This window comes from Streptomyces sp. NBC_00005, assembly GCF_045160215.1.
In the GTDB taxonomy this organism is placed as follows: domain Bacteria; phylum Actinomycetota; class Actinomycetes; order Streptomycetales; family Streptomycetaceae; genus Streptomyces.
In genome coordinates, this window is the sequence record NZ_CP108316.1 from 10559384 (window position 1) to 10577558 (window position 18175).

Annotated in this window: 16 protein-coding genes and 2 pseudogenes; 7 read left to right on the forward strand and 11 right to left on the reverse strand. The window is 69.4% G+C overall.

Annotated features, from left to right (window positions below; translation table 11 throughout):
* Nucleotides 1-109: 109 nt before the first annotated feature.
* The gene (locus OG303_RS48270; RefSeq protein WP_405876398.1) at nucleotides 110-1042 is read left to right on the forward strand and encodes a cyclase family protein; all 933 of its coding nucleotides are present in this window, start codon (nucleotides 110-112) and stop codon (nucleotides 1040-1042) included.
* A gap of 40 nt (nucleotides 1043-1082) precedes the next feature.
* Here the strand turns inward: OG303_RS48270 and OG303_RS48275 are convergent, their stop codons facing one another.
* Nucleotides 1083-1226, reverse strand: a complete 144-nt coding sequence (locus tag OG303_RS48275) for a hypothetical protein (RefSeq protein ID WP_405876399.1) — start codon at nucleotides 1224-1226, stop codon at nucleotides 1083-1085.
* 241 nt (nucleotides 1227-1467) lie between these two features.
* Between OG303_RS48275 and OG303_RS48280 the strand changes: the two genes are divergently transcribed.
* From OG303_RS48280 to OG303_RS48295, 4 genes are all read left to right on the forward strand, one after another.
* Nucleotides 1468-2382, forward strand: coding sequence for a YhjD/YihY/BrkB family envelope integrity protein (locus OG303_RS48280; protein WP_405876400.1), 915 nt, complete (start codon nucleotides 1468-1470; stop codon nucleotides 2380-2382).
* Between the two features lie 80 nt (nucleotides 2383-2462).
* Nucleotides 2463-4049 carry a GMC oxidoreductase gene (locus tag OG303_RS48285; RefSeq protein WP_405876401.1) on the forward strand — a complete coding sequence of 529 codons (1587 nt, stop codon included), beginning with the start codon at nucleotides 2463-2465 and terminating at the stop codon, nucleotides 4047-4049.
* Complete coding sequence (locus OG303_RS48290) at nucleotides 4046-5464, forward strand: DUF2252 domain-containing protein (protein ID WP_405876402.1); 1419 nt, start codon at nucleotides 4046-4048, stop codon at nucleotides 5462-5464. Before OG303_RS48285 ends, OG303_RS48290 begins: the two co-directional genes overlap by 4 nt.
* Nucleotides 5465-5502: 38 nt before the next feature.
* Nucleotides 5503-7320, forward strand: coding sequence for a glycoside hydrolase family 15 protein (locus tag OG303_RS48295; protein WP_405876403.1), 1818 nt, complete (start codon nucleotides 5503-5505; stop codon nucleotides 7318-7320).
* Here the strand turns inward: OG303_RS48295 and OG303_RS48300 are convergent.
* The 10 genes and pseudogenes from OG303_RS48300 to OG303_RS48345 form a co-directional block, all read right to left on the reverse strand.
* Nucleotides 7280-7798 (reverse strand): annotated as a pseudogene (locus tag OG303_RS48300) (chloride channel protein); the annotation flags it as partial. The gene OG303_RS48295 and the pseudogene OG303_RS48300 overlap by 41 nt on opposite strands.
* 432 nt (nucleotides 7799-8230) lie before the next feature.
* Nucleotides 8231-8494: pseudogene (locus tag OG303_RS48305) on the reverse strand (carbon monoxide dehydrogenase); the annotation flags it as partial.
* Nucleotides 8495-8820: 326 nt separating this feature from the next.
* Nucleotides 8821-9243, reverse strand: coding sequence for a nuclear transport factor 2 family protein (locus OG303_RS48310; RefSeq protein ID WP_405876404.1), 423 nt, complete (start codon nucleotides 9241-9243; stop codon nucleotides 8821-8823).
* Nucleotides 9244-9248: 5 nt separating this feature from the next.
* The gene (locus OG303_RS48315; RefSeq protein ID WP_405876405.1) at nucleotides 9249-10055 is read right to left on the reverse strand and encodes an MBL fold metallo-hydrolase; all 807 of its coding nucleotides are present in this window, start codon (nucleotides 10053-10055) and stop codon (nucleotides 9249-9251) included.
* A gap of 44 nt (nucleotides 10056-10099) precedes the next feature.
* On the reverse strand, nucleotides 10100-10717 hold the full coding sequence (locus OG303_RS48320; protein WP_405876406.1) for a DsbA family protein: 618 nt from the start codon (nucleotides 10715-10717) through the stop codon (nucleotides 10100-10102).
* 150 nt (nucleotides 10718-10867) lie between these two features.
* Nucleotides 10868-11362 carry a MarR family winged helix-turn-helix transcriptional regulator gene (locus tag OG303_RS48325; protein ID WP_405876407.1) on the reverse strand — a complete coding sequence of 165 codons (495 nt, stop codon included), beginning with the start codon at nucleotides 11360-11362 and terminating at the stop codon, nucleotides 10868-10870.
* A gap of 103 nt (nucleotides 11363-11465) precedes the next feature.
* On the reverse strand, nucleotides 11466-12113 hold the full coding sequence (locus OG303_RS48330) for a response regulator (protein ID WP_405876408.1): 648 nt from the start codon (nucleotides 12111-12113) through the stop codon (nucleotides 11466-11468).
* Nucleotides 12110-13369 carry a sensor histidine kinase gene (locus tag OG303_RS48335; RefSeq protein ID WP_405876409.1) on the reverse strand — a complete coding sequence of 420 codons (1260 nt, stop codon included), beginning with the start codon at nucleotides 13367-13369 and terminating at the stop codon, nucleotides 12110-12112. Before OG303_RS48335 ends, OG303_RS48330 begins: the two co-directional genes overlap by 4 nt.
* Before the next feature lie 267 nt (nucleotides 13370-13636).
* The gene (locus OG303_RS48340) at nucleotides 13637-14782 is read right to left on the reverse strand and encodes an ABC transporter substrate-binding protein (protein ID WP_405876410.1); all 1146 of its coding nucleotides are present in this window, start codon (nucleotides 14780-14782) and stop codon (nucleotides 13637-13639) included.
* A 181-nt stretch (nucleotides 14783-14963) separates the two neighbouring features.
* On the reverse strand, nucleotides 14964-16007 hold the full coding sequence (locus OG303_RS48345) for a LacI family DNA-binding transcriptional regulator (protein WP_405876411.1): 1044 nt from the start codon (nucleotides 16005-16007) through the stop codon (nucleotides 14964-14966).
* 351 nt (nucleotides 16008-16358) lie between these two features.
* Here OG303_RS48345 and OG303_RS48350 point away from each other — a divergent pair, with 351 nt between their 5' ends.
* A complete protein-coding gene (locus OG303_RS48350; RefSeq protein ID WP_405876412.1) occupies nucleotides 16359-17306 on the forward strand; it encodes a carbohydrate ABC transporter permease in 948 nt (315 codons plus the stop codon).
* Entirely contained in the window at nucleotides 17303-18124 is an 822-nt protein-coding gene (locus OG303_RS48355; protein ID WP_405876413.1) for a carbohydrate ABC transporter permease, read from the forward strand. Before OG303_RS48350 ends, OG303_RS48355 begins: the two co-directional genes overlap by 4 nt.
* Nucleotides 18125-18175 lie beyond the last annotated feature (51 nt).

Here is an 18175-nt window from a genome sequence, read left to right on the forward strand (position 1 = left end):
CGGTGCGGCGGCTTGCGGCCCCGACCGGGGCGCCCATCCATTAACCCGGCGGTCCCCGGGCCCGGCAACTCGGTGTGCCGGAATCCGACGCCTGCCGGAGGCTGGGGGTATGCGAACGCCCGACAAGCTGAGCGAGCCCGATTTCCGGTCGCTCTACCGCCACCTGCGCGGCACGGCCCCCGGCGGCGCCACTCGCCGCGGTGCCATGGACACGATCACCGGGGACCAGGTGCTGGCGGCCGTCCGCGAAGTGCGTTCGGGACGTACGGTGTCGCTCGCGGCCCCGGTGAACACCCGTCCCGAACCTGACGACGCCGATCCGGCCGAGCACCGGCTCACGGCTCCGGCCGACGCCGAACCGGGGGAGAGGGGCCTGGAGTTCGCGCGGGACCGCTTCGCCATGAACATCCACGGTGACGTGAACAGCCACCTCGACGCGCTGTGCCACGTCATCTACGACGGCACCCTGCACGGCGGTGTGCCGGCGGCGGGCGCCCTGTCGCCGGACGGAGCGAGCGCACTGACCGTCGACCTGGCTCGCGACGGGATCGTCGGACGCGGGGTCCTCCTCGACGTTCCCCGGCTGCACGGCGTCTCCTGGCTCGAACCCGGATCGAACGTGAAAGCCGAGGACCTCGCCGCAGCCGAAGCCCGCCAGGGGGTCCGGGTCGGCCGGGGCGACATTCTCCTCGTACGGGTCGGACACCGCCGACGTCGTGAGGAACTGGGCCCCTGGGATGTGGCCGAGGCTCGTGCCGGACTCCATCCGACCGCGATGGAGTTCCTGGCCGAGCGGGAGGTGGCCGTACTCGGCAGTGACGGCAACAGTGACACGGCGCCCAGTCCGGTGGAGGGGGTCGCGTTCCCGGTGCATGTGCTCGCCATCCACGCGATGGGACTGCATCTGCTCGACTACCTGCGGTTCGAGGACCTCGCGCAGATCTGCGCGCGGGAAGCCCGCTGGTCGTTCCTGTGCGTGATCGCCCCTCTCCGGCTGCCCGCGGCCACTGGCTCGCCGGTCAATCCCCTCGCGATCCTGTGACGGTCGACGGCCGACGAGTGATCGTTGGGTGGCCCGCGTTTCAGGTGGTCAGCTGGTAGATGCTCTTGCCCACCAGGTACAGGCCCAGCAGCAGTGACAGACCCACGACCGCCTGGTCCTGATGGGCGGCCGGCCACGGGTCGACGTTGATCGCCAGGCCGATGAGGACCAGGTCAAGGACCATCGCTGCCCTGGCTCGGCCTCGCGAGCCTCGCCAAGGCGCGGGAAACACGCATGACCTCATCGTCACCGCCCCGCGCCGTGCCCACAAAACCGTGGTGTCACTCGGAACGCAGGCGGCGGCCTCCTCACCCGTACGGCACAACGGCGCCTGCGCCACAGGCCCGGTCGGCCGCCCGGGGCGGCACTCTGGTGAGGCGGTCACCCCTCGGGGTGTGGCGCCCGGACCCGACCTCGGGAGCAGCATGCGCGCAGGCAGAGAACCCGGCTCGCCCACGGACGGCGCGCGAAGCCGCCTGCGCCGGCGGACGGCTGACCTGCGGGCCCGGCTGCTGCGGCTGCGCGACACCGCCGAAGAGCGGTTCCCGGTGATCACCCGCCTCACCTCCCACCTGATCGCGGTGAATCTGCTGGACTCCGCGACGCGGCTGGCGGCCCAGGCGTTCTTGACCGCCGTACCGCTGCTCTTCCTGGTCGCCGCTTTCGCCCCGCAAGGGGTGCGCAACCAGATCATCACTTCGGTGCATGACGTCCTTGGCATCAGCGGCTCCGCCGACCAGCAGCTGAAGAAGGTCTACCAGGCCGATCCCGCCAATCTGCAGCAGAGCACCGGGGTGGTGAGCGCGCTGATGGTGCTGCTCTCCGCCACCGCCTGCAGCCGCGCGATGCAGCGGCTGTGCCAACGGGCCTGGCGGTTGCCCAGTGCGGGTGCCCGGGTCGCCGCCTGGAGATGGCCTGTGTGGATCGCGGTCTGGATGGTTGTCTTGGCTCTGCAGGGACCGCTGCGTGACGGCTTCGGCGTGGGGCTGTGGCTGGGCCTGCCGCTGCTGCTGATTGTCGAGGTGGGCGTGTGGTGGTGGACCCAGCACCTGCTGCTGGCCGCGCGCGTCCCCTGGATGCCCCTGCTGCCCGGGGCGCTCCTCACCGGAGTGGCCATGACCGCACTGACGGTGATCGCGAAGGTGTACGTGCCCGCCGCGCTCAACCGCAGCCTGGACCGGTACGGGTCGCTGGGTGCGGTCTTCACCGTGTTGTCGTGGCTGATCGGACTCTGTGTCGTAGTGGCTTTGTGCATCACCGTTGGCGCGGTCATCGCTCGAGAGCCCGCCGTGGCCCGACGTTTTGGATCACCCGATTGGCCCAACTCGCCCGAAATGTAACCCAGGGATACGTTGGTAGTTGGACCAGGCCTTCCCTTGACCCAGCGGGGCCGGAGCATGCTCCGAGGACGGTGGCCGGCATGACCGACGAACGACACTACGACGTCATCATCATCGGCACCGGTGCGGGCGGTGGCACCATCGCCCACCGGCTGGCCCCCACCGGAAAACGGATCCTCCTTCTCGAACGCGGAGACTACCTGCCCCGCGAACGCGACAACTGGGAATCCACCGCCGTCTTCGTCAAAGGGAAATACCGCGCTCCGGAGTTCTGGTACGACAAAGATGGAAACCAGTTCCCGCCCGAGGTGAATTACTACGTGGGCGGCAACACCAAGTTCTACGGCGCCGCACTCTTCCGTATGCGCCCCGAGGACTTCGGCGAACTCAGGCACCACGACGGCATCTCCCCGGCCTGGCCGCTGAGCTACGAGGAACTCGAGCCGTACTACTCGCAGGCCGAACACCTCTACCTCGTCCACGGCAGACACGGAGAGGACCCGACCGAGGGCCCCACCAGCGCCCAGTACGCCCACCCGCCGGTCCAGCACGAGCCGCGCATCCAGCAGCTCAGCCACGATCTGGAGAAGCAGGGGCTGCATCCCTTCCACCTCCCGATCGGGGTGAACCTCACCCAGGACGACCGGGGCCGGGCCACCCACACCAGCGCCTGCATCCGCTGTGACCGGGTCGACGGCTTCCCGTGTCTGCTCGGCGCCAAGTCCGACGCGCAGGTCATCTGCGTCGATCCCGCCCTCGAACACACCAACGTCGAGATGGTCACTCATGCGGATGTGCGGCGCCTCGACACGGATGCCACCGGCCGCAGTGTCACCTCGGTCGTCGCGACAGTGGGAGACGGGGACGCCGCCACCGTGGAGTTCAGCGCCGACATCGTGGTCGTCGCCTGTGGTGCGGTCAACTCGGCCGTCCTGCTGCTGCGTTCGGCCAACGACCGGCATCCGCAGGGCCTCGGCAACAACTCGGACGTGGTGGGCAGGCACTACATGCGCCACAACAACATGGCCCTGATGGCCGTGTCCAAGGAACCCAACGACACCAAGTTCCAGAAGACGTTGGCGCTGCACGACTGGTATCTGGGTTCCGACGACTGGGAATACCCCCTCGGCGGCATCCAGATGCTGGGCAAGTCCGACTCCGAGCAGATCCACGGCGAAGCGCCCCGGTGGGCCGGGGCCGTCGCCCCCGACATGCCCTTCGAAGTACTCGCCCATCACGCGGTCGACTTCTGGCTGTGCGGAGAGGATCTGCCCGTCGCCGACAACCGCGTCACCCTGGACCGGGACGGCGGCATCCACCTGGCCCTCGACGAGAAGAACAACATCGCCGGGCTGAAGCGCCTGCGGCACAAACTGCAAAGCATGCTCGGCCACTTGGGCATGCACGAACACCATCTGCTGTCGCACAGCATCTACCTGCACAAGGGCATGCCCATCGGCGCCACCGCACATCAGGCGGGCACGGTCCGCTTCGGCCACGACCCCGAAAGCTCCGCGCTCGACGTCAACTGCAAGGCCCACGACCTCGACAACCTCTACGTCGTCGACACGAGCTTCTTCCCGAGCATCGGAGCGGTCAACCCCTCGTTGACCGCCATCGCCAACGCCCTGCGCGTCGGCGACCACATCGCGGAGCGACTGCAATGACCTCCAACCACCCGGACAACAGCGACATCCGCCACCGCACACCTCAGGAGCGTGCCGCACGGGGCAAGAGCGCCCGGGCATCCGTACCCCGCTCCAGCCACGTCGAGTTCGCTCCCACGGTGAAGCGGCCCGACCCGGTGGACATCATCGAGGGGCAGTCGGCGACGCGGGTTACCGAGCTCGTCCCCATCCGCTACGGCCGGATGAGCGAGTCGCCGTTCCGCTTCTACCGCGGGGCCGCCGCCATCATGGCCGGAGATCTCGACGACACCCCCCGGTCCGGGATCAGGGCGCAGTTGTGCGGGGACGCGCACCTGCTGAACTTCCGGCTGCTGGCCTCGCCCGAGCGCCGCATGATGTTCGACATCAACGACTTCGACGAGACCCTGCCCGGCCCATGGGAATGGGACGTCAAGCGCCTGTCGGCGAGTTTCGTCATCGCGGGCCGGGCGAACGACTTCAGCGACAAGGAGCGGGCCGGCATCGTTCAGGCCACGGTGCGGTCCTACCGCGAGTGGATGCGGCGCTTCGCCAAGATGGGCAACCTCGACGTGTGGTACGCCCAGTTCGACGAGGTGTGGGTGCGGGAGCACTTCGGCCCGGAGCTGAGCGCACGGACCCGCGACCGCTGGACGAAGGCGGTGACCAAGGCACGCAGCCGGGACAGTCTCCATGCCTACGGCAAGCTCACCCACATCGTCGACGGGCAGGCCCGCATCGCCGCGGTTCCGCCGCTGATCACGCCCCTCCAGGACCTGCTCCAGGGCGTAGAACGGGACGCGATGGAGAAGGAGATCCACCGGCTGATCGAACGGTACGGCCGCACCCTGCCGTCGGACCGGAGGTCCCTGCTGGAGCAGTACCGGGTGGCCGACATGGCCCGCAAGGTGGTCGGGGTCGGCAGCGTGGGCACCCGTTGCTGGATCGTGCTCCTGCTCGGCCGGGACGACAAGGATCCGCTGCTCCTGCAGGCCAAGGAGGCCGACCAGTCGGTGTTGGCCCCCTTCGCCGGCGCGAGCGCCTACGGAACGCAGGGCGAGCGCGTGGTCGCCGGTCAGCGGCTTATGCAAGCCACCAGTGACATCTTCCTCGGCTGGGAGCGGGTCGACGGGATCGACGGTCGCCGACGCGACTTCTACGTACGGCAGTTGCGGGACTGGAAGGGCATCGCAGAACCCGAGGCGATGGTGCCGGCCGGAATGCAGACCTTCGGCGAGCTGTGCGGTGCCACGCTGGCTCGCGCGCACGCGCGGTCGGGCGACCGGATCGCCATCGCCTCGTATCTGGGCGGGGGCGACTCCTTCGACCGCGCGCTGGTGACCTTCGCCGAGCGCTACGCCGACCAGAACGAGAAGGACCACCAGGCACTCGTCGACGCCGTCCGTACGGGGCGGGTGCCGGCTGAAGCAGCCTGACAAGGGGACCGGCAAGGGGGATCAGCAAGGAGACCCTCATGGATCGCTACCCGCCCATCGCCGACCACGGGCTGGTCGGTGATCTGCAGACCGCGGCGCTCGTGTCGTCCCAGGGCGTGATCGACTGGTTCGCGGCACCGCGCTTCGACTCGCCCAGCGTCTTCGCCGCCCTCCTCGACCACGACGGAGGCGGCTTTTTCCGTCTCGCGCCCGAGCATCCCGAGGGCACCTGGAAGCAGCTCTACTACCCGGACACGGCCGTCGTGGTGACCCGCTTCATGTCACCCGACGGAGTCGGCGAGATCGTCGATCACATGCCGGTGCTACCGGGCCCGACGGCGACCGACCGGCACCAACTGGTGCGCGTCGTCCGCGCGGTGCGCGGTACCGTGCACTTCGACCTCGAATGCCGGCCGCGGTTCGACTACGCGCGGGCCGGCCACGAACTCGACCTGACGGCCGACACGGCGACGTTCCGGGCCCCGGGCACGACCGCCTACCTCCAGGGCAGCATCCCACTCGAACGGGACGGACAGGACGTCCGGGGCGGCATCACCCTCAACGACGGCGAAGCGGCGGCCGTGGTGTTCACGGTGTGCGCGCAGGACGGGGAGGCGCCGCCGCCACCCACCACCGAAGGGATCACCGACGAGGTCTGGAAGAACATCGACTTCTGGCAGCGGTGGGTGCGCACCTCGAACTACCACGGCCGCTGGACGGAGATGGTGCACCGCTCGGCGATCACCCTCAAGCTCCTCACCTACGCCCCCAGCGGCGCGCCGGTCGCCGCCGCCACCATGGGACTGCCCGAGCAGGTCGGCGGCGAGCGCAACTGGGACTACCGGTACACCTGGGTACGGGACGGCTCCCTCTCGGTGCGGGCGCTGCTCGACCTCGGCTTCGTGGAGGAGGCGACCCGCTTCACCCACTGGCTCGCCGACCGCCTGGGCGCACGCGAAGGACCGGACGACGAACCCCTCCAGATCATGTACCGGGTCGACGGCGACCCGCATCTGACCGAGGAGATCCTGGACCACTTCGAGGGCTACCGCGGCTCCTACCCGGTCCGGGCCGGCAACGCCGCCTCCGACCAACTCCAGCTCGACATCTACGGCGAGGCCCTCTACGCCCTGGCCGAGGGCCGCGAGGTCGGCGAACAGGCGGGCTACCACGGGTGGAAGGGCCTGACCCGCACCCTCGACTGGCTCGCCGACTCCTGGGACCGCCCCGACGAGGGCATCTGGGAGACCCGGGGCGGACGCAAGGACTTCACCTACAGCCGGGTGATGTGCTGGGCCGCCTTCGACCACGCTCTGAAGATGGCAGCGGAGTTCCGCAGGCCGGCCGACACCGTGCGCTGGACACGGGCCCGCGACGAGATCTTCGAACAGGTCATGGAACGCGGCTGGAACGAGAAGGAGCAGGCCCTGGTCCAGCACTACGGCGGCGACGTCCTGGACGCCTCCCTGCTGCTCGCCCCGCGGGTCGGATTCGTACCTCCCCGCAGCCCCGGCTGGCTCCACACCCTCGACGCCATGGAGCACGTCCTGGTCTCCGACAGCCTCGTCTACCGCTACGACCCCCAGGCCTCCCCCGACGGACTGCGCGGCTCCGAGGGAACCTTCAGCCTGTGCACGTTCCTGTACGTCGACGCCCTCGCCCGTGCGGACCGGCTCCCGCAGGCCCGCTACACCTTCGAGAAGATGCAGACGTACGCGAACCATGTCGGCCTGTTCGCCGAGGAGATCGGCCCGAGCGGTGAGCAACTCGGCAACTTCCCCCAGGCCTTCACCCATCTCTCCCTCATCATGGCGGCTACGACGCTGGACGAGGCGCTCGACCGGTTCGCGCGCTGAACGGCGGGATTCCCGGCCCCTGCGGCAGCAACTCCGTGGTCACGAACGCCACGACAGCGGTTAGCACGATCACGGGGACGGTCTCCGAGTTGCCCACGACGAGCACGACCAGCACCACACAGCTGACGGGCAGCCGGAGCGTGGCGACGGACGCGGCCGCCATCCCCGCCGCCATACCCGGTACGACGCCGAGCCCGGGCAGCGGTGAGAGCAGGACACCGACCGCGCCGCCCAGGAACAGCGAGGGGAAGGTCGGACCGCCGCGAAGGCTGCCCAGGCAGAGCATGTACGCGACGCCCTTGAACAGCAGGACCGCCACCAGAGCGCCGACCGACCATGCGTGGGGATCGGCGGCGAGTTGCGACAGGGTGGCCTGGCCGGACAGGGTCACCTCGGACGTCGAACGGCCGGTGATGACGGCGTAGAGCGCCGCGCACCCGGCCGCACCGAGTGCGCAGAGCACCGTGTTCCGCAGCGGATGGCCGCGTCGTGCACATCCAACCAGGGTGAGCGGAAGGCGCCTGACTGGTAAAAGCCCATTTCAGGCGCCTTGTTTCGCGCGCCTGGAATAAGCCCAGCTTCTTCGGCGAGTATCTCACCAGCAGGTTCTTAGTCTGCTGGTGGGACAGGGATCGGGCATAGCTCGACCAGCGGAAACGGCCGGGATCGAGAGAGACGGCGGGAAGCTGGTCCGGCCATGGTCCAGATCTTGAGGCGGTGCTGGTCCGGGGGCGCGGAGCCAGGGGGCATTCTGGACTTGACTGGGGGATCAGTGGCAGTCCGGCTACCGCAGACTCAGCCCAGGCAGGGGCGGGGAACGGTCCCAGCAGGACCTGACGCCCGCCGTCGCTGCCGCCATGAGGCGTCGGCGCCGCCCACGACGCGGGAGACCAAGGGACGGCGTGAAGGGCCGCAGCAGGTCCAGTAGTGACGTCCTGTTGTCGACCGTGACTGTGTGCCGCTTGCCGTTGACCGTCAACGAGACGCGACTGGTGGGTGGCGCCTCGGCGGCAGCCGCCTCCTGGGCCCCGAAGGGCGAGGTTCCCGCGACGAGACCGCCGGCCACGACGGCACCGCCGACGGCGGTGGTGGTCGCCATGAAGGTGCGACGGGTCGGTGCTGTCGGGGGTAAGTCGGCGGGAGCGACGGTTGATTCCGGGAGTTCGGTAGACATGCCCACTCTCTCGTTTCGGCGACGGATTCGGGCGACGAACTCGTGGCTGCGGGTACGTGTGGGCCCACGGGCACGAACGATGCGGAATTGCATCGTCAGCCTTGCGAATTGACCTGTCTTTTACCAGGGTGTGCCGTTCCAGGGACCGGCGTTCGGGGTAACGACAGGGCCCCTCAAGGCACTTGGCTTCTTGGTGACGCGATGTCACGCTGACGCGCGTGCGGGTCGGCGGTGGTGCGCATGCGGACTGCGCCCGTGGCCGGCAGGTGCTACCCCCGGCGGCGGCGAAGGCGTGCCGGTGCACGCAGCTTCGCCGCCTTGCCTGGTCAGTCGGTCATGGCAGCGCGGACGAGGGCGGTGTCGACGAACTGTTCGAAGCGGACGATCTTCCCGCCGCGCACCGTGAAGTGGTGGGCGACGCGGACGTCGAGCGGCTTGCCGGTGGCCTTGTTGACGGCGGTGTAGCGGGCCAGGACGACAACGTTCTCCCCGTCGACGACGTAGGTGTCGTCGTGGGCGGTCCAGGCGTCCCAGCCCTGGCCGAGCTTCTCCATCACGTTGGCGGTGACTCCGTCGGGGGTGCGGTAGGTGCCGGCCAGGGGGAAGCCGGCCATCTCCGTCCACTCCACGTCGGGGGCGAGGGTGGCGCGCAGGGCCTCCAGGTCCCCGGCGGCGGAGGCCAGGTACTGGCGCCGTACGACGTCGGCGGGTGCGGCGGAGACGGCGAACTCGGTGTTCTGGTACGTCATTTGGGTCAGCCCCACTTCATCTCGCCCTTGGCGACCTTGGCGCCGATCTGGGCGGCGATGAGCATGCCGTTGTCCGGGTAGCGCTTGACGAGGGCCTCGGTGAGGGCGGCGCCGTCGGCGGCCTTCCCGAGCTCCTCCTCGAAGGCGAGGAGGTAGTCGCGGGTGGCGGTGATGGCGGAGGCGTCGGCGGGAGTGCCGGGCAGACGGTGGCCGGGGACGACCAACTGCGGCTCGAGAGCGGCCATTTCGTCGAGCAGGTCGACCCAGGAGGACCGGTCGCCGGGGGTGGGAGTGTCCGCGACCCAGACGTGCTCCTGCTGGAAGAGCAGCACCCCGCCGAGGATCGCGCGCTCCTCGCGCTGCCACAGGTAGTGGCGGTCGGGCAGTCCGGCGGAGCCGCCCTTGAGCTCGAAGCGGTGGCTCTCCAGGGTCAGGTCGCCGGTCAGCGGGGTGAGGCCGACCAGCCGGGTGGGCAGGTTCGGGCCGAGGGCCTGCCACGCCTTGAGCTTGCCCTCGTAGGAGTGCTTGATGTGCTCGATGACGATCGGGGTGGCGACGAACTCGGCGTTGGGGAAGGCGTCGGCGAGGACTTCGGCGCCGAAGTAGAAGTCGGGGTCGGCGTGGCTGATGAAGACGGTGGTCAGTTCCTTGCCGGAGTCGAGGATCTCGGCGGCCAGGCGGTGGCCGTCGGCGCGGGTGAAGCCGGCGTCGACGAGCAGTGCCTCGTTCTCGCTGGTGACGAGGGTGGCGGTCTTGTTCTTGCTGCCGACGGGGAAGTCGAGGTCGATGATCTTGAAGGAGAGGGAGCTCATGGGGGTCCTTGGTCCGTGAAGGGGAGGGGTGAGGAGGAGAGGGGTCAGGCGGTGTGGGCGGCGGCGAGGCGCCGGTCCACCTCGTCGGCGGTGGCGTGGCCGCGGGCCAGGACGGTGACGCGTTCACCGTCGATGGCAAGAAGGGTGGGGAAGCTGTTGACGCCCAGCCCGGAGGAGCGGGCGAAGTCGGCGTTGGCCCCGGCCTGGGCTTCGGGTGATTCGAAGGCGGCGACGACGGCTTCGGCGTCCAGTCCGGCCGTCTCGGCGAGCTTCCGGTAGGTGGCGGGGGCCGCCAGGCTGTGCCCGTCGAGGTAGAAGGCGCGCTGGAGGTCGACGGCAAGTTCCGCCGCCCGATCGGGGGCTGCCTGGCGCAGAGCGGCCACGCCGCGCGCGGCGGCCTCCGAGTCCATGACGAACGAGCCGTCCGCGATCAGCCGCTGATACCCCTCGCCGAACTCGGCGCCGGTCAGCCCGGCGATCTCGGCGTTCGCCCCCTGGACGTAGCCGAACTCACGGATCGGCACCCGTCGCGGGCCGGTGAACAGGCCGCCGGAGACCACCTCCAACGTCAGCTCGGGGTGCCGCCGGACCATCTCGCGCAGTGTCCCGGAGAACCCGTGCGACCAGCCGCAGTAGGCATCGAAAACGTAGACGAGCTTCATCGACGACCTCGACAGGTGTGTGGCGCCCGCCCAGCGCGAGCGACTCGTCTGACAGAACAGTATCTGACGTGTCAGATATTTCTGTTCCTTTGTGACTTGGGCCACACCTGTGTTGTCGACCTTGCACCACGGTGATCGTCGCGACGCAGCTCAGGGCAGACGGGGCAGCAGGTCCCGCGCCGAGTGGCTGAGGATGCGCAGGTTCTCCATGAATCCCTGGCGGTCCTCGGGGGCAAGGGGGGCGAGGAAGTAGCGCTTGATGTTCTCGACGTGGACCTGGGACGCACGCACCGCTGTCGCCGCTCCGTGCGAGGTGAGCCGTACCAGCCGTCCGCGCCGGTCGCCGGGTGTTTCCGTTCGCTCGACCAGCCCGGCGGCCTCCATCCGGTCCACCAGTCGTGTCGCTCCACCGGTCGTCAGCACCTGCTCCTGGGCGATGGCCCGCATCGGCAGTCCGGGCTCGCCCGCCCGCCCGAGGATCAGCAGCACCTCGAACATGAGGTGGCTGATCCCGCACTCCTGCTCGAGCGCCCGGCCGAGGATGTACTCCAGGCGGTTGGCCGCGCCCTGCAACCGGCCGAAGGCCAGGATCAGTTCGTGATCCGCTGCCTCCTTCGCCGTCGAGATCTCTGCTCGCTCATTCACGGCCTCTCCGCCTCCCTCGTCGTCCCTGGCAGCAACGCACTGATCATGCCCTGCGGTGGACCAGCGGCGGCAATCCGGTGCCGTGGGGCCGAATGGTGATTCTCTAGGTGAGTTCCAACAGCCCCCGGCGGACCGCCTCGGAGACGGCAGCCGCCCTGTTGTCGACGCCGAGCTTCCGGTAGATGCGCACCAGGTGCGTCTTGACGGTCGCCTCACTCAGATACAGGGCTTGCGCGATGGAGCGGTTGCTGTGCCCGTCGGCCATCAACCGGACGACCTCTCTCTCCCGTTGCGTCAACTCCGGCGCAGGACTGACCACCTGCCCGACGAGGTCGCCGACCACCTCCGCCGCGAGGCCCAGGCCGCCCTCGGCGGCGCTGCGCACGGCCCGGAAAAGGTCCTCAGGCGGCCCCGCCTTGAGGACGTAGCCGCGTGCGCCCGCCTCCAGCGCGCGTACGACGTCGGCCCGTCCTGAATAACTGGTCAGCATCACCACGGGCATGCCCGGGGCTTGGGCGGTCAGCCGGCGGATCGCCTCGATCCCGTCGATGCCGGATTTCGTGCCGGCGAAGCGCAGGTCCATCAGCACGACATCGGGTGACAGCTCGAGCGCCAGGCGGACGGCCTCCTCGCCACTGCCGGCCTCCGCGATCACGTCCAGGTCCGGCGCACCCTCCAACAGGGCCCGCAGCCCGGCCCGTACGACCGGATGGTCGTCGGCGATCAGCACGCGCCGCGTCGAGGCCGTCATCGGGTCGCCGCCGCGGAGAGGGGCACTTCCGGGCCGGGCCGCAACGCATGGGCGGGGACGGTGGCCCGAATCCGCGTGCCCCGCCCCGGGGCGCTGTCGACCTCCAGGTCACCGCCGTCCTTGCGCAGCCGCGCCCGGGCCGATGGCAGCCCGAACCCCCGGCCCGACCGGGCCGACGCGCGGACGCGGGCGGGATCGAAGCCGACGCCGTCGTCGCACACGTCCAGCACGACCCGGTCCGTGAGATGCCGCAGCGTCACCGACACGGCGGTGGCCTGCGCATGCTCACGGACGTTCGCCAGCGTGCTCTGCGCCACGCGGAACAGGGCCGTGGCGGTCCGTTCGTCCAGACCGAGGGCCGGGACTCCGACCGAGCGGAACTGCACCAGCCCAGCGCCGCCGATCTGCTGAGCTCGCCCGCACAGCAGCCGCAGGGAACCCTCCAGCCCGGCCTCGGCGACCGCGGGCGGGGCGAGGTCCTGGATGATCCGCCGGGTCTCGGTGAGTCCCGCGTCCAGGCCGTCGGCGACCGCGCGTACCCGGGTCCGGGCCACGTCGGGCCGTTCCTCCCAGTCCTGCTCCGCCGCCTGCAGCAGCATCAGGCTGCCCGACAGCTCCTGTGCCAGCGTGTCGTGCAGGTCCCGGGCGATGCGCGCGCGTTCCTCGAGCGTGCCGCTGCGATGCCGCTCGTCCGCCAGGACGTCACGGGTGCCGCGCAGTTCCTCGAGCAGACGCTGGCGCTCCGCGACGTTCCGCTGCTGGCTCCGGTACAGCGCCACCGTGCCCCAGACGGCCGTCACGGGGATCAGCACCATTTCCGGGTCGAACCCGCCCGCGGACCGGGTCAGTTGACCGACGAGGAGGGCGGTGATGGCGGTCAACGCCACCGCGGCGGCACGGCGTCCGAGCGCGTCCAGCACCACGCACGCCAGCGGTACGGCGCACCAGACGTAGGCGCCGGTCAGGGGCGGTGGAGTGAGGAGGACGAGGATCGCCCACAGCAGGAGGAGGGCCGTGACCCAGGTGTGCCGGGCGAGCCTGCCCCACCTGCTCCAAAGCGCCAGCCCGGCCGCGTACGTCACGGCGAGCAGCCCGCTGACGGTCACGATGTCCCAGCACAGCGGGGTGTTCAGACGGGCAAGGCGGACCAGCGCGGCACCGACGACGAGGAAGAACAGCAGGTGCGGCAGCTGCCTCGGGCCGAACCGTCTGCGGCCGGCCGACGCGGAAGCGTGGACGGGGCCGGGGTCGGACACGACAAACCCCCTGGATGAGTGATCCATTGGGACAGGGGGTGCGAGTCTATCCGCCGTCTGTATGACTCATGTGAAGAGCGGGGCTGCCGGTCCGCCGGCGGGAGAGTGCGGAACGGCAGCCGGGCCGATGGCTGAGCGGGTGAAGCCCGGTGCAGTACAGCGACCCGTGAGGGGCGCGGGGCTGCATCGATGTGCGGCTCCGCCGCGCGGGCGCGAGCAGCCCCCACCGGGCCCGCGGGTAAACGACCCGCATAACCAGCGGAGCGCTCAGGCGCCGGGGTGCAGTCCGAGCCAGCCGGGCGTGGGGTCGCCCTTGACCTCGCCGAAGTACAGGGCGAAGGTCTGCTTCCAGCGCTCCACCTCGGCGCGGTCGGCCATGAAGCGGGGGAAACCGTCCACGTGGGCGTTGGGGTACTCCCACATCTGCTTCAGGCCGGCCGGGGGAGTGATGTCGGTGCGCACGGACCAGCCGTTGAAGGACTGCTGCTGGTGCTCGGTGGACAGCTGCCAGTTGAGGAAGAGCTTGGCGGCGGTGGAGTTCTTGGCCTGCTTGAGGATCGCGGTGCGCTGGCCCCAGGCCATGAAGGGGTGCCGTGGGTCGATGACGAACTTCACGGGGGACGACGTGGACGGGACCGCCGAGCCCGCGGTGCCGATGCCGATCGGCTTTTGCCCGCCGAAGACGGCGTCGCCGGGGGAGTTGCTGCCCCGCGCGAACTGCACGTCCTGGGCGGCGAGTTCGGCCACCCAGTCCCAGCCGTACTGCTGGGCGTACAGCGTGTAGAGGTAGAGGACCGCGTCGTCGTCGTGCGGGTACGACGAGGCGATCTTGCCCTTCCACTTCGGGTCGACCAGGTCGCGCGGGGTGAGCTGCACGCCCGAGCCGACCGCCGTCGTGCTGTACACGAGGCTGAAGGCGATTGCCCCCGTGGCCACCCAAGCGCCCTGCGGGTCCTTGAACTTGTCGTAGACCTTTGAGAACCCGGCGGGCTTGTAGTGCAGCAGGCGGTCCTGCTGCTTCCAGCGGTCGAAGTCCTGGAGGGTCTGGAACTGCACGACGTCCGGAACGAGGGTGTCGGTGGCGAACTGGTTGTCCACCCGCACGTCGTGGTACTTGCTGTAGTCGACGATCAGCGTCAGGTCTATGTCCGGGAAGCGGTCCTTGAAGGCGGCCTTGGTGCCGTCCTGCTGCGTCGGCGTGTCACCGCCGGCGTAGACGACGAGCTTCCCGCCTTCCGCGAGGGCGGCCTGATAGAGCTCGTCGAGCGACCTCGTCTCCTCGCGTCCGCTCGAGCGCCCCGACGCGGCGGGAGAGGCCGAGGCCGGGACCGCCGAGGCGCCGAAGGCACCGGCGCCGAGGGCGGCGCCGGCACCGACGGCGAGGACACGTCGTCTGCTGGGGAAACTGGACATGCGAAGAGACCTCTCTCAGGGGGGTGGCACAGAAGGCCCGGCGCGCGCCACGGGCCATGGTCATTCTGGTGCGGGCCACCTCGACTTCGCGTCGTCCGCACGGAGCGATGAGGCCTCGAAAAGGTGGAAGCTGCGTTCAACCGATCGGTTGAACGCAGCTTCCAGGCCCTGGTGCGTCCGTCTACTCCGGCGGAGGAGGAGCGGTGGTCCGCCGCGGCACCAGACTCGGAGAGAGCTTGACCTGTACCGATGGCTTCTGCCGGTCGGCGATCCGCTCGAGGAGGAGGCGCGCGGCGTTTCTACCGATCTCGTGGCCCGCCTGGTCGACGCTCGTGAGCGAGATCGGACCGAAGGAGGCGAAGGTCGTGTTGTCGTAGCCGGCCACCGAGATGTCACCGGGAACGGACAGCCCGGCTTCGGTGAAGGCCTCCAGCACCCCCATGGCAACGATGTCCGCACCGGCGAAGACCGCCGTGGGCCGACGAGGACGCGCCAGAAGTTCCTTGGCACCCCCGTACCCGCCCTGCTGGGTGTAGCTGGTGGAGGCGACGTCGATCTCCTCCGCGAGGCCGAGGGACCGCATGGCCCGCCGATAGCCGTCCGCGCGCTGGGCGTTGGGCATCTCCGCGATGCGCGTCGGGTCGGTTTCGTGATGCTCGATATGGGCGATCCGGCGGTGCCCGAGGTCGGCAAGGTGACCGACGACCAGGGACGCGCCCGCCATGTCGTCGTCCGTCACGGTGTCGTACACCGGGGAATGCCCGTGGCGGCCGACGACCACGGCGGGCACGGCGGAAGCGACGTTTTCGAGATGAGCGCGCGGTGACACGGGGGCGATCAGGATGAGGCCGTCCATCCCGCGGTCGATCATGGCCTCCGTGACACGCGCCTCCGCCTTCTCGTCGTTGCAGCCGCCAGGCCCCAGGAATACCTGGTAGTCGGTGTTCGCGAGCCAACCGGTGATCCCGTCGAGGATCTCGGGGAAGAAGGGGTTGCGGATGTCGGGCAGCATCACGCCGAGGGTGTACGTCTGCCCGCGCAGGCCCCGGGCGGCCGCGAACGGCCGGTAGCCCAGCTCGTCGATCGCCCGGCGCACCTTCGCGCGCATCTCGGGGCTGGCTCCGTAGGCGTTGCGCAGCACCTTGGAGACGGCGGTTGTGGACACCTGGGCGTGCCGCGCGACGTCGACGATCGTGACGCGGCGCGGCGGTGCTGGCTGCTCCATCCCGGTGCCCTCCGGCGAATTTGGGGAACGTTGCCGCCGAGTGTACGGACGAAGCCACAGCTCAGTAAGGTCACGCCGACGCGATCCCGGACCACTCGTTGCAGGTCGAGCCTGCCTCGTCGACGTAACAGCCATGCAGCGTGCACGGCATCTTGACGTCACGCAGGACGCTCTCTAAGGTCTGGCAGCACCCTGTGGGTAACGTTGCCCACGGACAGAGGCCGGGGCGCCCGCACCGGTGCCGGACCACATCCCCAAGACGCAGAAGTCGGCTGACCGCCGTAAGGCGTCGAGTCGACCGAAGCCTTGATCGCGCCACTCTTTGAAACGTTTCAAGGAAGAGGTCCGCCTGTGACCCTCGCCCCGCACGAGCAACTTCCGGACCACGACCGCATTCCCCGCCCGGAGCCGGTGGCCAAGGCGCGCCGTCCCCGCAACACCCCGCCCTGGTGGTTCGCGCTGCCGGCACTGCTGCTGTTCGCCTTCGTCGTCCTGGTGCCGAGCGTGCGCGGTGTGTACTACGCCTTCACCGACTGGGACGGCCTCGACCCCCACTTCTCCTTCGTCGGGCTGGGCAACTTCGCCGACATGTTCAGCGACGCCGACGCCAAGCAGGCCATCTGGCACACCCTGCTGATCGCCGTGTCGATCACGGTCATCCAGAACGCACTGGGCCTGGCGCTGGCTCTCGGGGTCAACGCGGCCATCAAGTCCCGCAACGTGCTGCGGGTGTTCCTGTTCGCCCCGGCGGTGATCACTCCGATCGTGACCGCCTACCTGTGGCGCAACCTGCTCGGCCCGGACGGGGCCGTCAACAGCCTGCTGGGTGCGGTGGGACTGGGCCGCTGGCGGCAGGACTGGCTGGGCAGTCCGAGCCTCGCGCTGTGGGCCGTGGTCGGCGTGATCGTGTGGCAGTTCGCCGGCTACTCCATGGTCATCTTCCTGGCCGGGCTGCAGTCGGTGCCGAAGGAGGTCCACGAGGCCGCGGCGATCGACGGGGCCGGTCCTGTACGGCGCTTCTGGTCCGTGACCCGGCCGCTGCTGGCCCCGGCGCTCACCGTCAACCTGATGCTGTCGATCATCGGCGGCATCAAACTCTTCGACCAGGTCTACGCGTTGACGGGCGGCGGGCCCGGACACGCGACCGACACCCTTTCGACGCTGATCTACAAAGACGCCTTCACCCTGGGCGAGTTCGGCTACAGCATCGCCCTCGCCGTGGTTCTCACGGTGATCGTCGCGGTGGTGTCCACCGGGCAGTACCTGGTCCTTTCCCGCAACGAGAGGGCCGCGTCATGAACCGCTACCGCCCCCGCACCCTCGCCCTCGAACTGGCGATGATCGCCGCCGCCCTCTTCGTGGGCTTCCCCGTGTATGTCCTGGTCAACCTCGCGGTACGACCGGCGTCGGACACCTCCTCGCCCATCTCGCCGACCGCCTCGCCGACCCTGCACAACTTCACTCAGGCCTGGCAACAGGGCGCGCTCGGCGGCGCATTGGCCAACAGCGTGCTGGTGACGGTCTGCAGTGTCGCCATCGTGCTGGCCGTCTCCGCCCTCGCCGCGTATCCGCTGGCCCGCGTCACGGCACGCTGGTCACGCGGAACGTATCTGCTGGTCCTCCTCGGCCTCGTGCTGCCCTTCCAACTCGCCTCACTGCCGCTCTACCAGACCATGCGTGACCTCGGCCTGCTCGGCACCCCGTGGGCACTGGTCCTCTTCTACTCCGGCCTGCAGGTGCCGTTCACCGTCTTCCTCTACGTCGGCTTCCTGCGCGCCCTGCCCCGCGATTTCGACGATGCCGCCCTGATCGACGGCTGCACACCTCTGCAGGGCTTCCGGTACGTGGTGCTGCCGATGCTCAAGCCGATCACCGTGACGGCTCTGGTGCTCAACACGGTCGCCGTGTGGAACGACTTCTTCACCCCGCTGCTGTACCTCAGCGGCAGCGCCCAGCAGACCATGCCGGTCGCGATCGCCGGCTTCGTCGGTCAGTACGTCACCGACTGGAATCTCATCTTCGCCGCGCTGGTGATCAGCATCCTGCCCGTCCTGATCGTCTACTTCCTGCTGCAGCGCAGCATCATCAACGGCTTCGCGGGAGGGCTGCGGGGATGACCTGCGACACCCACCCGTCACGCACGGCCGAGGCCTCTTCCCCGAGGGAGA